This window comes from Pseudomonas sp. FP1740 (genome assembly GCF_030687165.1).
In the GTDB taxonomy this organism is placed as follows: domain Bacteria; phylum Pseudomonadota; class Gammaproteobacteria; order Pseudomonadales; family Pseudomonadaceae; genus Aquipseudomonas.
Genome location: NZ_CP117461.1, coordinates 1,205,610 through 1,220,419, shown reverse-complemented (window position 1 = coordinate 1,220,419; position 14,810 = coordinate 1,205,610). Strand labels below are relative to the sequence as shown.

At 59.1% G+C, this 14,810-nt stretch carries 11 protein-coding genes; 7 read left to right on the top strand and 4 right to left on the bottom strand.

Annotation, left to right across the window (positions count from 1 at the left end; all coding sequences use genetic code 11):
* Positions 1 to 103: 103 nt before the first annotated feature.
* Positions 104 to 595, bottom strand: a complete 492-nt coding sequence (locus tag PSH69_RS05285; protein ID WP_305411274.1) for a CS1 type fimbrial major subunit — start codon at positions 593 to 595, stop codon at positions 104 to 106.
* Positions 596 to 1,112: 517 nt separating this feature from the next.
* On the opposite strand from PSH69_RS05285, the gene PSH69_RS05280 reads away from it, so the two are divergent.
* Positions 1,113 to 1,688: a PadR family transcriptional regulator gene (locus PSH69_RS05280; protein ID WP_305411273.1), complete on the top strand. Its 576-nt coding sequence runs from the start codon at positions 1,113 to 1,115 to the stop codon at positions 1,686 to 1,688.
* A complete protein-coding gene (locus tag PSH69_RS05275; RefSeq protein WP_086946072.1) occupies positions 1,685 to 2,476 on the top strand; it encodes a siderophore-interacting protein in 792 nt (263 codons plus the stop codon). The genes PSH69_RS05280 and PSH69_RS05275 overlap by 4 nt, the downstream gene beginning before the upstream one ends.
* Positions 2,477 to 2,531: 55 nt before the next feature.
* Here the strand turns inward: PSH69_RS05275 and PSH69_RS05270 are convergent, their stop codons facing one another.
* From PSH69_RS05270 to PSH69_RS05260, 3 genes are all read right to left on the bottom strand, one after another.
* Positions 2,532 to 3,176 carry a Pr6Pr family membrane protein gene (locus tag PSH69_RS05270; protein WP_305411272.1) on the bottom strand — a complete coding sequence of 215 codons (645 nt, stop codon included), beginning with the start codon at positions 3,174 to 3,176 and terminating at the stop codon, positions 2,532 to 2,534.
* 2 nt (positions 3,177 to 3,178) lie between these two features.
* Positions 3,179 to 3,409: a VF530 family DNA-binding protein gene (locus PSH69_RS05265; protein ID WP_018926655.1), complete on the bottom strand. Its 231-nt coding sequence runs from the start codon at positions 3,407 to 3,409 to the stop codon at positions 3,179 to 3,181.
* A 160-nt stretch (positions 3,410 to 3,569) separates the two neighbouring features.
* Positions 3,570 to 4,958, bottom strand: a complete 1,389-nt coding sequence (locus PSH69_RS05260) for a PLP-dependent aminotransferase family protein (protein ID WP_305411271.1) — start codon at positions 4,956 to 4,958, stop codon at positions 3,570 to 3,572.
* Between the two features lie 347 nt (positions 4,959 to 5,305).
* Here PSH69_RS05260 and PSH69_RS05255 point away from each other — a divergent pair, with 347 nt between their 5' ends.
* The 5 genes from PSH69_RS05255 (at position 5,306) to lon (ending at position 14,715) form a co-directional block, all read left to right on the top strand.
* The gene (locus PSH69_RS05255; RefSeq protein WP_305411270.1) at positions 5,306 to 6,511 is read left to right on the top strand and encodes a benzoate/H(+) symporter BenE family transporter; all 1,206 of its coding nucleotides are present in this window, start codon (positions 5,306 to 5,308) and stop codon (positions 6,509 to 6,511) included.
* A gap of 139 nt (positions 6,512 to 6,650) precedes the next feature.
* The gene (gene glyA / locus PSH69_RS05250; RefSeq protein WP_305411269.1) at positions 6,651 to 7,889 is read left to right on the top strand and encodes a serine hydroxymethyltransferase; all 1,239 of its coding nucleotides are present in this window, start codon (positions 6,651 to 6,653) and stop codon (positions 7,887 to 7,889) included.
* Between the two features lie 243 nt (positions 7,890 to 8,132).
* Positions 8,133 to 9,515 (top strand): carbohydrate porin, encoded by a 1,383-nt coding sequence (locus PSH69_RS05245; protein WP_305411268.1) that lies wholly within the window; start codon positions 8,133 to 8,135, stop codon positions 9,513 to 9,515.
* 150 nt (positions 9,516 to 9,665) lie between these two features.
* On the top strand, positions 9,666 to 12,074 hold the full coding sequence (locus PSH69_RS05240) for a glucose/quinate/shikimate family membrane-bound PQQ-dependent dehydrogenase (protein ID WP_305411267.1): 2,409 nt from the start codon (positions 9,666 to 9,668) through the stop codon (positions 12,072 to 12,074).
* A 223-nt stretch (positions 12,075 to 12,297) separates the two neighbouring features.
* Positions 12,298 to 14,715, top strand: coding sequence for an endopeptidase La (gene lon / locus PSH69_RS05235; protein ID WP_305411266.1), 2,418 nt, complete (start codon positions 12,298 to 12,300; stop codon positions 14,713 to 14,715).
* Positions 14,716 to 14,810 lie beyond the last annotated feature (95 nt).

Here is a 14,810-nt window from a genome sequence, read left to right as displayed (position 1 = left end):
TCTGAAGAGGGATGCATTAAAACCCGATCGACAGGGACAACACCCTATCGATCGGTGAACGTTGCCAAGTAAGACAGAACTTACTTATAGAACGCGCCTTGGTTTAGATGCGCGGAATGGCATCAAACATGACCACGGGATTGGCGGTATAGACACCCACCTGATTGTTGTTCGGCTTTGCGGCCTTGATGACCAGGTCTGCGCGCATGCCACCGTTGGACTCGACATCGCCTACCACTTCCTGGGAATCGGCAGTCAGCACCGTGCCATTGAAGGTATAAGTCAGAGGGATGTTCAAGGCCGAATTACCGTTGAACAGTGGCGTCGGACCGCCTACGACATAAGCGCCTACCGAACCATTGGTGTGTTGGATATCAAAGGTGCCACGGATCTCACTCAGGTCACCGGCACCGACGATGTATTGCATTCTCTCGTCTTTACCGAAGTCCGGGTTCACCGGCTGGGCATGGAAGACCTTGCTTGGAATATCCGCAGTAATGTTGATGGAAGTGCGCGATTCTTCAGCAGCGAACGCCACCGAGGAACTCAGGGCCAGGAGGGTCATCGGAACGGCGATTGCAAACTTCTTGAACATTGTTGAGTACCTGTCTTTTTCAAAGGAATGGGCCGAAGAAAGTCTGTACAAGCGGACGCCACCTAAAACGGGCGATGGCAATTTCGCTCAACTTTCAACGCCGAAAGATGATCGTCCAATCCCTCAATAAAGTAAGTACGTAACTTCCGAAGAACATGTAGTAACAATGGCACTCATGCAGCAGGAAAAAAGTTAAAAAAACACAAACTTTATTGTTTTGCCCTCAGAGAAATACTACACACAGTTTTAATTGAAAAAGCACACAGACAAGACTGATTTAAACTTCCGTAAGACCAATACTACTGTTCATACAAGAACAGGCCAGCCATAAACGGAAGAACCTTATAATTAGTTCAATTACTCTAAAAATCAACCTTCGCAGCATCCTCGTCACTCTCGTGCGCTCCCCATTCGCACCTTTCCCAAGTCCCCCAATCTCGACCGTTGGTCAAGATCGCTTGCGCCAGCCTAAAGATATATCTTAAGTTGTATCTAAACACGACGAGAGAAAGCAAAAATGAGAGACCATCATTCCCCCCACCGCGAACACGGCGACGGCCGCGACGGCTTCGAGAAACGCTCCGGTCGCGAACGCGGCAGTCGCGGCCCACGTGTCTTCGCCCCTGGTGACCTGAAATTGTTGCTGCTGGCGCTGATTGCCGAGCAGCCCTGCCACGGCTATGACCTGATCCGCCAGATCGAAAGCATGTTCGACGGCGCCTACAGCCCCAGCCCCGGCGTGATCTACCCGACCCTGACCTTCCTTGAAGAAAGCGAAATGATCCTGGGCGACGCCGAGGGTGGCAAAAAACGCTACAGCATCACCGACGCCGGACGTCTGTCATTAAGCGACCAGGCAATTGCCCTGGACGGTGTGCGCATGCGCATCGAAGTCAGCAAGCGCTCATTGCGCGGCCAGGATCGCCCGGCCGAGATCCATGAAGCGGTGCACAACCTGCGCCATGCCTTGCAAATGCACCATGGTCGCTGGAGCCCGGAAGAAATCCTGCGGGTGCGCGACCTGCTCAACAACACGGCCAAAGCCATCGTCGACGGCCCCGCCGTTCAACCCGTTTCGGAGAAAGTCGAATGACCGACGTTATCGTGCCATCCCAAACCATCCACCGTGTCAGCCACGAGATCAAACGCCGTCGTCTGCAAGTGCTGCGGGTGGTCGACCTGACGCCGCGCATGCGCCGCATCACGCTGGGCGGCCCGGAACTCGCAGGCTTCGTCAGCCTCGGCACGGATGACCACGTCAAACTGCTGTTCCCGCAAAACGCAGCGGAACAGGCAGCGCTGGAAACCCTGGTACTCGGCGCCGGCAAGGATAACGGGCCGATGCCCGCAATGCGCGACTACACGCCCCGTCGTTACGACCTGGACACGCTGGAACTGGACATCGACTTCGTGCTGCACGGCGACGGCCCTGCCTCAACCTGGGCCGAGCAGGCCAAACCCGGCCAGTTCCTGCACATCGGCGGGCCGCGTGGCTCGATGATCGTGCCGGACATCTTCGACAGCTACCTGCTGATCGGTGACGAAACCGCCCTGCCCGCCATCGCCCGTCGACTCGAAGGCCTGGCCGCCAATCGACGCGCACTGGTGATCGTGGAAGTGGAAAACGGCGCCGAACAACAACGCCTGGAAAGCGCCGCGCAAGTCGATGTGATCTGGGTGCTGCGTGAAGGAGGCAAAAACAACCTGCTGACCACCGTGCAACAGATCAAAGTGCCTGCTGGCAATCTGTATGCGTGGGTGGCGACCGAAACCAAAGTGTCGCGGCAGATCCGCCGGGCATTGCTCGATGAGCACGGGCTGGACGAGCAGTTTGTGAAGGCTGTCGGTTACTGGCGGCTGGAAGACAGCGACGAGGAATAAACGCTGTGCATGCTTTCTGTGGTGAGGGGGCAAGCTCCCTCGCCACAGTCAGTGTTCACTTGCGATCCGTGCGCCACCGATCCAACCCGATCACCAACAGTGAAACCAGCACAAACCCCGCCAACAATCCCCCTGCATTCACGAACACCTGTGGATAACCCAGTTTGTCGACATCAATGAACGGATAGGGATAAACCGCCAGCAGATGCCCACGCCAAAGCGAATAGCCGAAGTACACCAGCGGATAAATCACCCACAAGGCAATGTGCCGCAGCCGCAACGTCCCCTTGGGCACACAGAACCACCAATACACCAGGAACAGCAGCGGCATGACGTCATGCATCAACTCATCGGCCAGCCATTGCCAGCCTTCGGGATGCCATAAATGGCGTAACAACAGGCTGTACGCCACGCCGACCACCGCGATACTCACCGCAATGGCACTGCTCACCCACGGCTGCAAAAACCAGCGTCGCGCCGCTGACTCGCGGGACGTCAGTTCACAGGTCAGCACCACCGCCACCAGCGTATTGGTCAGCACCGTGAAAAAGCTGAAAAAACTCACCAGCCCGCCCAGCAGGCTGGCCGCGATACTCCAGCGGGTATAGAGAATCAGGTACATCTGAATGCTCAAGCCCGCCCAGCCCAGAATCGCCGCCACGGCCACACAACGATGCCTCGCGGTCGAGGGTATGACCATGCTCAAACCGGGCGCTTGGTGCGCATCAGTTTCACGTACAGGCGTTCGACCTTCTCCCGCGCCCACGGAGTTTTGCGCAAAAAGGTCAGGCTCGACTTGATGCTTGGGTCGCTCTTGAAGCAGCGGATATCGATACGCTCGGCCAGCCCCGACCACTCGTAGTGCGCAACCAGGGCGTTGAGGATTTGCTCCAGCGTCACGCCGTGCAGGGGATCAGGGTTGTGTTCGGTCATGCCGGGCCTTCGAACGATGAAAGGATGGGAAGCCGCGCACCTTAACGGAGGCTTTCGTCCGGTGGAAGGGCTCCGGACAGAGGCATTCGTCAGAGGCTGAATTAACTGTAGGCGAGTTGGCTATCATCCGAGGGACAAACGTCAGGAGATAGCGCCCTGCTCAGTAATAACGACGCGGGTCCGAATCGATCAGGCTGGCCAGCTTGGTCAGGGCAAACCGCAATTCGTCCTGGCTGGTGGGCGACATCAACACCAGTCGCACGCAGCGCGTAATGCCGCTACGTTCGGCCTGGAACTGGGTACCGCTGAGGACCAGCACACCGTTGGCACGGGCCAGCATGGTGAATTCGTCGCTGGTCCAGGGCTCGGGCAGCGTCAACCAGACGTGGTAGGCATACGGCTGGGTCTTGAGTTCGAAATTGGCGAAGATTTCCTGAGCGATCGCCTGCCGCCCGGCGGCTTCGTTGCGCTGAATACGGATCAGCTTTTTATCCAGCCCCTCGGTGATCACATTGCTGGCCAACTGAGCGGTCAATGGCGACGGCATCCAGACGCTGCTGCGCACCATCGAGGTCAGGCGCGACAGCAGTTTCGGCGGGCTATAGAGATAGCCAATCCGCAAGGCCGGCATGATCGACTTCGACAGACTGGTCAGGTACACCGAACGATCCGGGGCAAACGCCGACAGCGGTTTGATCGACGGGTCGGTGGCCAGAAAACCGTAGATGTCATCGTCCAGGATAATGAAGTCGAACTCCTCGGCCAACGCCGCGATTTGTGCCCGACGTTTTTGCGACATGATCGCCGCCGTTGGGTTCTGGCACGTCGCCACGCAGACCAGCATCGCCGGTTTCTCACGCTGGCACAGCTCACGCAGCGCTTCGGGAATGATCCCTTCATCGTCCATTGGCACGCCACGCAGGCGTCGTTCGAGTCCATGGGCAAGGGAAATGATGCCGGGGTAGCAGAGCTCCTCGCAGAGCACCAGATCACCGGCGTTGGTCAGCGCACTCATTGCGACCATCAAACCATGCTGTGCGCCGGCGGTGATCACCACTTGCTGCCATTGCGCATCGGGCAACGAATGGCGCAGCCATTGCGCGCCCGCCTCGCGATGAGCCGGATGTCCACCATCGGGTGCGTAATCGAGGGCATGGGCAAAATCCGTGCTTTTGGCCATGCCCACCAAGGCTCCGCGCAACCAGTATTCCAGGGTTTCGCTGTAAGGCTTGATGATCGAAAGGTCCAGTAACTCAGACTGTCCAAGATTCAGCGAGACGGCACTGTTGCTGGCCGGCAGTTCCAACTGTTTCTGGTTGAGCACATAAGTGCCCCGCCCTACTTCCCCCTGCACCAGACGCCGCCGATGGGCTTCGCTATAGGCACGGCTGATGGTACCGGGCGTGACATTCAGCGTGGTGGCCAGCTCCCGCAGGGTCGGCAGACGATCACCTTCGTTCAACACGCCGTTGCTGATATCGCGCGCCAACGCATCGGCAATCGACAAATACATCGGCTGGTTGAATTCGCTTAGCTGAGGAACCCACATGAATGACCGCTACCATCGTAGAAATGATGAATATCCGAGCATATCACAGGGTGGTCAGGCAACTAATAAATGGACTCAATCAATAAATTGAGTCGATTGATTCGGCGAACGAATCGAAAAGCATCTTTCACGCAAAATATTTTCAAACCAATAAATATATTTACAAATCAATTAGTTATTTAAAAAAAACCTGACAAATACACCTTGATAACCAAAAAGCATCTCGTAACAACTCGCCCACCTATTGAATCAACTCAATTCATTCAAATACACTCATCTCGAATCGAAGCAATCAACTCAATCTCATTCTGAATCACCGCGTGCCAGCCACGCCAAGCCGAGACATCATGGACACACTCAGAAAGGATCTATCCCTGTCAGCGATCATTGCAGGCTTCATCGCCGTGATCATTTCCTATGCCGGCCCGCTGATCATCGTGTTTCAGGCGGCCCGGGAGGCACACCTGCCCAATGATCAAGTGTCGTCCTGGATCTGGGCTATTTCCATCGGCAGCGGCATTACCGGTCTGTTATTGAGCTGGCGCTTGAGGATTCCGGTGATTACGGCATGGTCGACACCGGGTGCGGCGTTGCTGGTGTCGATGCTGCCCACGGTCTCCCTGCCCGAGGCCATCGGCGCCTATGTGGTGGCTTCGGTGATTATCGCGGTGGTCGGCCTGTCCGGTGCGTTCGACAAATTGATGAGTCGCCTGCCAAAAGCCATCGCCGCCGCCATGCTCGCCGGCATCCTGTTTCGTTTCGGCGCCGAACTGTTCACCTCGATCAAGCTGCAGCCGAGCATGGTGCTGTCAATGATCGCGGCGTACCTGATCTTCAAACGCTTTTCACCGCGCTACGCCATCCTGTCGGTATTGATTGTCGGCTGCGCCGTGGCCGCCTCGTTCGGTGGACTCAACACAGGTTCGATCACCGTCGATGTCGCCCACCCGATCTTCATTGCCCCGCAGTGGAGCTGGCACGCGATCATCAATATTGGCCTGCCGCTGGCCCTCGTCACCCTGACCGGGCAGTACGTGCCGGGCATGGCGGTGTTGCGCACCTCGGGCTACAACACCCCGGCGCGCTCGATCATTTCGGTCACGGCCATCGGCTCGATTTTGATGGCGCCATTCGGCTCCCATGGCTTAAACCTGGCGGCCATCACCGCCGCTATCTGCACCGGCCGCGAAGCCCATGAAGATCGCGACAAGCGCTACATCGCCGGGATCGCCTGCGGGGTGTTCTACATTCTGATGGGCATCTTCGGCGCGACCCTCGCTTCGGTGTTTTCTGCCTTGCCCAAAGAGCTGATCGCCTCCCTCGCCGGGCTGGCTCTGTTCGGGGCGATCAGCGCCGGGCTGACCGGCGCCATGGCTGAAGAGAAACAACGTGAAGCCGCGCTGATCACCTTCCTGGTCACCGCCTCGGGCATGAGCTTCCTGGGGCTGGCCGCTGCATTCTGGGGGCTGATCTTCGGGCTCGTGGCACATTTCGTACTGACCTACACCCGGGAAAGCAAAGCCGGCGCCGTCGCCGAGGGCAGCCGACCATGACCGTTCGTTACGACTTCACGGGCAGGGTCTGAAAGAGACGTTCATTTTTCTTTCGACACCAGCAAAAGCCAGTCACGGGTGTTGCCGCATCACGCGCCAGCCCCCTTGGCTGAAGCACTCATTTAAAGGAATGCCCTCCATGAGCCTGCAGAATCTAGACCCCACCCTCGCTCGCCTGATCGGTCGCGAACGCAATCGCCAGGAAACCCATCTGGAGTTGATCGCCTCGGAAAACTACGTCAGCGAAGAAGTGCTGGAAGCCCAAGGTTCGGTGCTGACCAACAAGTACGCCGAAGGCTACCCAGGCAAGCGCTATTACGGTGGCTGTAAAGTGGTCGACGAGATTGAAAGCCTCGCCATCGAACGTGCCTGCAAACTGTTTGGTAGCGAATATGCCAACGTCCAGCCGCACTCCGGCTCCCAGGCCAACCAGGCCGTGTTTCTCGCCGTGCTCAACCCTGGCGACACGATTCTGGGAATGTCCCTGGCCGATGGCGGCCACTTGACCCATGGCGCCTCGGTAAACTTCTCCGGCAAGTTCTACACCGCCTATTCTTACGGCCTGGAAAAACACAGCGAAACCCTCGACTACGCCGAGATGGAAGCCCTGGCCCGGGAACACCGGCCGAAAATGATCATTGCCGGTGCCTCGGCGTATTCCAGAACCATCGACTTCCAGCGTTTTCGCAACATCTGCGATGAAATCGGGGCGTACCTGATGGTCGACATGGCGCACTACGCCGGACTCATCGCAGCCGGCCTGTACCCCTCGCCGGTCGGCATTGCCGACTTCGTCACCTCGACCACTCATAAAACGCTGCGCGGCCCACGGGGCGGTCTGATCCTGGCCAAACGCGAACATGCGGCGTTGCTCGACAAGACGATATTCCCGGTCTATCAGGGTGGACCTCTGATGCACGTCATCGCCGCCAAGGCCGTAGCGTTCAACGAAGCCCTCGGGGATGAGTTCAAGCACTATCAGCAACGCGTCATCGACAACGCCAGGACCATGGCGAATATCCTTACTCGACGCGGCCTGCGGGTGGTGTCAGGGGGCACCGACTGCCACATGTTCCTGCTCGATCTGCGCGCGAAAAACATCACCGGAAAAGATGCCGAGGCGTTGCTCGAGAGCGCCCACATCACCTTGAACAAGAACGCGATCCCCGACGATCCGCAAAAACCTGCGATCACCAGCGGCATCCGCATTGGCACACCCGCCCTGACCACGCGGGGCTTCGGTGAAGCCGAATGCGCCGAAGTGGCCAACCTGATTGCCGACCTGCTTGAGCAACCGACCAATGCGGCGCTGCTGGACAATGTCCGTCGACGGGTGATGCATTTGTGTGAATGCTTCCCGGTCTATCTGTTGAATTAACGGCCCTGAAACATAGCGAGGCGGACTATTCAGTCCGCCTTTTTTTTGCGCCACCCGGCACTGTGGCGACCGGTCGCAGCCGACTATTACCAAATCCGAAATGATCCATGTCAGTAAAAGCCCTTTCTCAATGTGTTACAGAACATTATCCTTACGCCCGTCCAGCTGAAACGCTTCTCCCCTGCTGCATTCCTGCTGCGTTCAGCGCATCCCCTTTAGAAAAAGATCAAGAACTCCTTCTCTATGCCTGATTTTCAAACCCCGCGAGACAGCGCTGTCTCACCCGCTGTGTCCAGCCGAAAAGCCCTGAAGCTGATCAGCGGGTTCACCGCACTGGGCCTTGCCACTTGCACCCAGGCCGCGCCAGCCTTCGATAGCGACTCGCCATGGATGCTGGGTGACTGGAACGGCACTCGCACCGAACTTTCGGAAAAAGGCTACGACTTCAAAGTCGATTACACCGGTGAAATGGGCAGCAACCTGCACGGCGGCTACGACCATGACCGTACCGCGCGCTACAGCGATCAGTTTGCCTTGGGTACTCACCTGGACTTGCAGAAGATTCTGGGTTGGGACGACGCTGAATTTCAGCTGACCATCACTGAACGCAACGGCAACAACATCAGCAACGACCGGATCAACGACCCGCGTGTCGGCGGTTTCACCTCGGCGCAGGAAGTCTGGGGCCGTGGCCAGACCTGGCGCCTGACGCAGATGTGGTACCAGCAGAAATTCTTCGACCAGAAGCTCGACATCAAGGTCGGCCGCTTCGGCGAGGGTGAAGACTTCAACAGCTTCCCCTGCGACTTCCAGAACCTGGCGTTCTGCGGCTCCCAGGTCGGTAACTGGGTCGGTGGCATCTGGTACAACTGGCCGGTCAGCCAGTGGGCCATGCGCGTCAAATATCACCTGACGCCCGAGCTTTACGCACAAGTCGGGGCTTACGAGCAAAACCCGTCCAACCTGGATCGCGGCAACGGTTTCAAGCTCAGCGGCAGCGGCACTCAGGGCGCAATCCTACCGGTGGAACTGGTCTGGACCCCGAAGCTCAATGGCCTGCCGGGTGAATACCGCGCCGGTTACTACTACAGCAGCGCCAAGGCCAGCGACGCCTATAAGGACAGCAATGGCCAGCCGGCCGCCCTGAGCGGCGAGGCTTACCGCAGTGCATCGAGCAAGCATGGCGTATGGCTCGGTATTCAGCAGCAACTGACCAGCCGCGCCAGCGACAACTCACGCGGCCTGAGTGTGTTCGCCAACGCCACGATGCACGACAAGAAGACCAACGCCATCGACAACTATGTCCAGGCCGGCGTCGTCTATAAAGGCCTGTTCGATGCCCGAGCCAAGGACGATATCGGCTTCGCCCTGGCCCGTGTCCACGTCAACCCGGCCTACCGCAAGAACGCCGAGGCCACCAACCAGGCCCGCGCCGTCCAGGACTTCGACGATCCGTCGTTCCTGCCCCCGCAAGACACCGAATACAGCAGCGAGCTCTATTACGGCGTGCACGTCACCAACTGGCTGACCGTGCGCCCGAACCTGCAATACATCCGCCACCCCGGTGGCGTGGACAAGGTCGACGACGCGCTGATTGGCGGGATCAAGATCCAGTCATCGTTCTGATTAAACGCATTAAACCCGTGGAAGCTGGCTTGCCAGCCTCCACAGCGATTGCTTCACCTGAACACTTTTTAACCTGAACCATGCCCGCGCCAGATCGTCATCTACAGTGAACTTGCGCGGGACTACTTAAACGTCACGGAGAACCACACTATGAGCACTGATGGTGCTTTGAGTCGAAGCCGTCTGCTACCGAGCCTGCTCGGTATCGTGCTTCTGCTAATGGGCCTGGCCTTGCTGGCCGGGGGAATCAAGCTGAGCATGCTCGGCGGCTCGCTGTATTACCTGCTGGCCGGTATCGGCCTGTTGGTGGCTGGTGGGCTGCTGCTGGCCGACCGTTATGCGGCGCTGAGCGTGTACGCGGTGGTGCTATTCGCCAGTACCGTCTGGGCACTGTGGGAAGTCGGTCTGGACTGGTGGCAACTGGTGCCGCGTCTGGCACTGCTCTTTACCCTCGGCATCGTCATGCTGCTGCCATGGTTTCGTCGCCCGTTGCGTCGCGGCGACTTCAACCCGGTCGGCACCGGTGTGCTGAGTGCTGCCGTGGTCATCGCCGGTATCGCCGCGCTAGCCAGCCTGTTCACCAACCCCGGTGAAATCAAAGGCCAACTGGACCGTGACGCCGTGCCTGGCATGAGCAACACCGCCCCGGCCATGCCGGATGGCGACTGGAACTCCTACGGCCGCAGCGCCCATGGCGATCGCTACTCGCCACTGGCGCAAATCACCCCGCAGAACGTCAGCAAACTGGTTCCCGCCTGGACTTTCCGTACCGGTGACCTGCCTGGCCCGAACGACCCGGGCGAAACCACCGCCGAAAACACCCCGCTCAAAGCCAACGGCATGCTCTATGTCTGCACGCCGCACAGCCAGGTGATCGCACTGGACCCGGACACCGGCAAGGAAATCTGGCGTTTCGATCCGAAGCTCTCCACGCAGAACGCGGCGAACTTCAAGGGTTGGGCGCACATGACCTGCCGTGGCGTGACCTATCACGATGATGCCGCCTACGCATCCGAGCAGAGCCCGACCGGCACTGCCAACCCGCCAGTGACCAGCGTCTGCCCGCGCCGTATTTTCCTGCCGACCGCCGACACCCGCCTGATCGCCCTGAACGCCGACACCGGCAAAATGTGCGAAGACTTCGGTAACGGTGGCCAGGTCGACCTGACCGCCAACATCGGCGGCTTCACCCCTGGTGGTTACTACTCCACTTCGCCACCGGCGGTCACCAAAGACCTGGTGGTGATTGGCGGCCACGTCACCGACAACGTTTCCACCGACGAGCCAAGCGGCGTGATCCGCGCGTTCGACGTGCACACCGGCAAACTGGTGTGGAACTGGGACAGCGGCAACCCGGACGACACCACGCCAATTGCCGAAGGCAAGGTCTACACCCGCAACTCGCCGAACATGTGGTCCATGTTCGCCGTCGACGAAAAACTCGGCATGCTCTACCTGCCGATGGGCAACCAGACCCCGGATCAGTTCGGTGGCGCGCGTACCCCTGAATCGGAACTGCACGCCGCCGGCCTGACCGCGCTGGACATCGCCACCGGCAAGGTGCGCTGGCACTTCCAGTTCACCCACCATGACCTGTGGGACATGGACGTCGGTGGCCAGCCAACCCTGATGGACCTGAAAACCGCTGACGGTGTGAAGCAGGCGGTGCTTGCGTCCACCAAGCAAGGCAGCATTTACGTGCTGGACCGCAGCAACGGCAAGGCCATCGTGCCGATCAACGAAGTGCCGGTGCCACAAGGCGCTGTCGAAGGTGATCACACCTCGCCGACCCAACCGAAATCCGACCTGAACCTGATGCCGCCGCCGCTGAAAGAGCGCGACATGTGGGGCGTCACCCCGTTCGACCAACTGATCTGCCGGATCAACTTCAAATCCCTGCGCTACGACGGCCCGTTCACGCCGCCATCGCTGCAAGGTTCGATCGTTTATCCAGGCAACTTCGGTGTGTTCGACTGGGGTGGTATCTCGGTTGACCCGGTGCGTCAGATTGCTTTCATGAACCCGGACTACATGGCGTTCAAATCGAAACTGATCCCCGCCGCCGAAATCGCAGCCCAAGGCCCGCGTAAAAGCGAAACCGAAGGCGTGCAGCCGAACAAAGGCGCGCCATACGGCGTCATCCTCGAACCCCTGCTCTCGCCAATGGGCCTGCCGTGCCAGGCACCGGCCTGGGGTTACGTGACAGCGGTCGACCTGACCACCAGCAAAATCATCTGGAAACACAAAAACGGCACCGTGCGTGACAGCTCGCCGGTTCCGATCCCTCTGAGCATGGGCGTACCGAGCCTGGGCGGGACCTTCACCACCGCCGGTGGCGTGGCCTTCCTGAGCGGCACCCTCGACCAGTACCTGCGCGCCTACGACGTGAAAAACGGCAAGCAGCTGTGGGAAGGCCGCCTGCCAGCCGGCGCGCAAACCACACCGATGACCTACACCGGCAAAGACGGCAAGCAATACGTGCTCGTTGTTGCGGGTGGTCACGGATCGCTGGGCACCAAGCAAGGTGACTATGTGATTGCGTACAAACTGTCGGAATAAGCGGTAGCGGCAGTTAAAACAAAGGCGACGCCCTGTGAGGGGCGTCGCCTTTTTTTGTGCGCGCTGCAATCCCCGCCATCCCCAAAATCCCTATAGGTGCGAAGCCCTTTGGAGGTCCAATACCTGTCAAAACCCTGAACACACACTCTGAAATAGCCAGGGCCATTGAAACCACCCCCCACCTGCCCCATCTAACATCCATACCCTATTGCGCAGGTGCCCCATGACCGACCAGCAAGAATTCCCCGAAGACCCGAGCGAATACGCAGAAACAGACAACGCCGAACACCATGCACCCGGCAAAGGCCTCACCCTGCCTGGCCAGAACCTGCCGGACAAGGTCTACATCATCCCGATCCACAACCGGCCTTTCTTCCCGGCGCAAGTGCTGCCGGTGATCGTCAACGAAGAGCCGTGGGCCGAGACTCTCGAACTGGTGAGCCAGTCCGACCACCATTCCCTGGCCCTGTTCTTCATGGACGCCCCCCAGGACAACCCGCGCCATTTCGACACCAAAGCCCTGCCGGAATACGGCACGCTGGTCAAAGTCCATCACGCCAGCCGCGAAAACGGCAAACTGCAATTCGTCGCTCAGGGGCTGACCCGGGTGCGCATCAAAACCTGGCTCAAGCACCATCGCCCACCGTACCTGGTGGAAGTCGAATACCCGCACCAGCCCACCGAGCCGACCGACGAGGTCAAGGCCTACGGCATGGCGCTGATCAATGCGATCAAGGAGCTACTGCCGCTGAACCCGCTGTACAGCGAAGAGTTGAAAAACTACCTCAACCGCTTCAGCCCCAACGATCCGTCACCCCTGACCGACTTCGCCGCCGCCCTGACCTCGGCCACGGGCAGCGAGTTGCAAGAAGTGCTCGACTGCGTGCCGATGCTCAAGCGCATGGAAAAAGTCCTGCCGATGCTGCGCAAGGAAGTCGAAGTCGCGCGCTTGCAGAAAGAGATTTCCGCTGAAGTTAACCGCAAGATCGGCGAACATCAGCGCGAGTTCTTCCTCAAGGAGCAACTCAAGGTCATCCAGCAAGAGCTGGGCCTGACCAAGGACGACCGCAGCGCCGACATCGAGCAGTTCGAGCAGCGCCTGACGGGCAAGGTACTGCCGGCCCAGGCGCAGAAGCGTATCGAAGAGGAAATGAACAAGCTGTCGATCCTCGAGACCGGCTCGCCGGAATATGCGGTGACCCGCAACTACCTCGACTGGGCGACCTCGGTGCCTTGGGGCGTATATGGCGAGGACAAGCTCAACCTCAAGCACGCGCGCAAGGTGCTGGACAAACACCACGCCGGTCTCGACGACATCAAGGACCGCATCCTCGAATTCCTCGCGGTCGGTGCCTATAAAGGTGAGATCAGCGGCTCCATCGTCTTGCTGGTGGGCCCACCGGGTGTGGGCAAGACCAGCGTCGGCAAATCCATCGCCGAATCCCTAGGCCGACCGTTCTACCGCTTCAGCGTTGGCGGCATGCGCGACGAAGCCGAGATCAAGGGCCATCGCCGCACCTACATCGGCGCACAACCGGGCAAACTCGTCCAGGCGTTGAAAGACGTCGAAGTGATGAACCCGGTGATCATGCTCGACGAGATCGACAAGATGGGCCAGAGCTATCAGGGCGACCCCGCCTCGGCGCTGCTGGAAACCCTCGACCCGGAACAGAACGTCGAATTCCTCGACCACTACCTCGACTTGCGGATGGACCTGTCGAAAGTGCTGTTCATCTGCACCGCCAACACCCTGGACTCGATCCCCGGCCCGTTGCTGGACCGGATGGAAGTGATTCGCCTGTCGGGTTACATCACCGAAGAAAAAGTCGCCATCGCCAAGCGTCACCTGTGGCCGAAACAGCTGGAAAAGGCCGGCGTACCCAAAGGCAACTTGAGCATTAGCGACACCGCATTGAGGGCCTTGATCGACGGCTATGCCCGTGAGGCCGGAGTCCGTCAGCTGGAGAAAAACCTCGGCAAACTGGTGCGCAAAGCGGTGATGAAACTGCTCGACGAACCGAAAGCCGTCATCAAACTCGGCCCCAAAGACCTGGAAGCCTCACTCGGCCGCCCGGTGTTCCGCAACGAGCAAGTGCTGTCCGGCGTCGGCGTGATCACCGGGCTGGCCTGGACCAGCATGGGCGGCGCGACCCTGCCGATCGAAGCCACGCGCATCCACACCCTCAACCGAGGCTTCAAACTCACCGGGCAACTGGGAGACGTGATGAAAGAGTCGGCGGAAATCGCCTACAGCTACGTCAGCTCCCATCTGAAGCAATTCGGTGGTGACCCGACATTCTTCGATGAAGCCTTCGTCCACCTCCACGTACCGGAAGGCGCAACGCCGAAAGACGGCCCGAGCGCCGGCGTGACCATGGCCAGCGCCCTGCTCTCCCTCGCCCGCAACCAACCGCCGAAAAAAGGCGTGGCCATGACCGGTGAACTGACGCTGACCGGGCATGTACTGCCGATTGGCGGGGTGCGCGAAAAAGTTATCGCGGCGCGTCGGCAGAAGATCAATGAACTGATTTTGCCGGAGCCGAACCGCGGTAACTTCGAGGAGTTGCCGGACTACCTGAAGGAAGGCATTACCGTGCACTTTGCCAAGCGCTTTGCGGATGTGGCGAAGATATTGTTCTGAGCCGTAACCTGATCGTTTCCATGTGTTGGGAATAATCAGACACAACAAAAAGCCCGCTGACCTTTTAATGGGTCAGCGGGCTTTTCATTTATGTC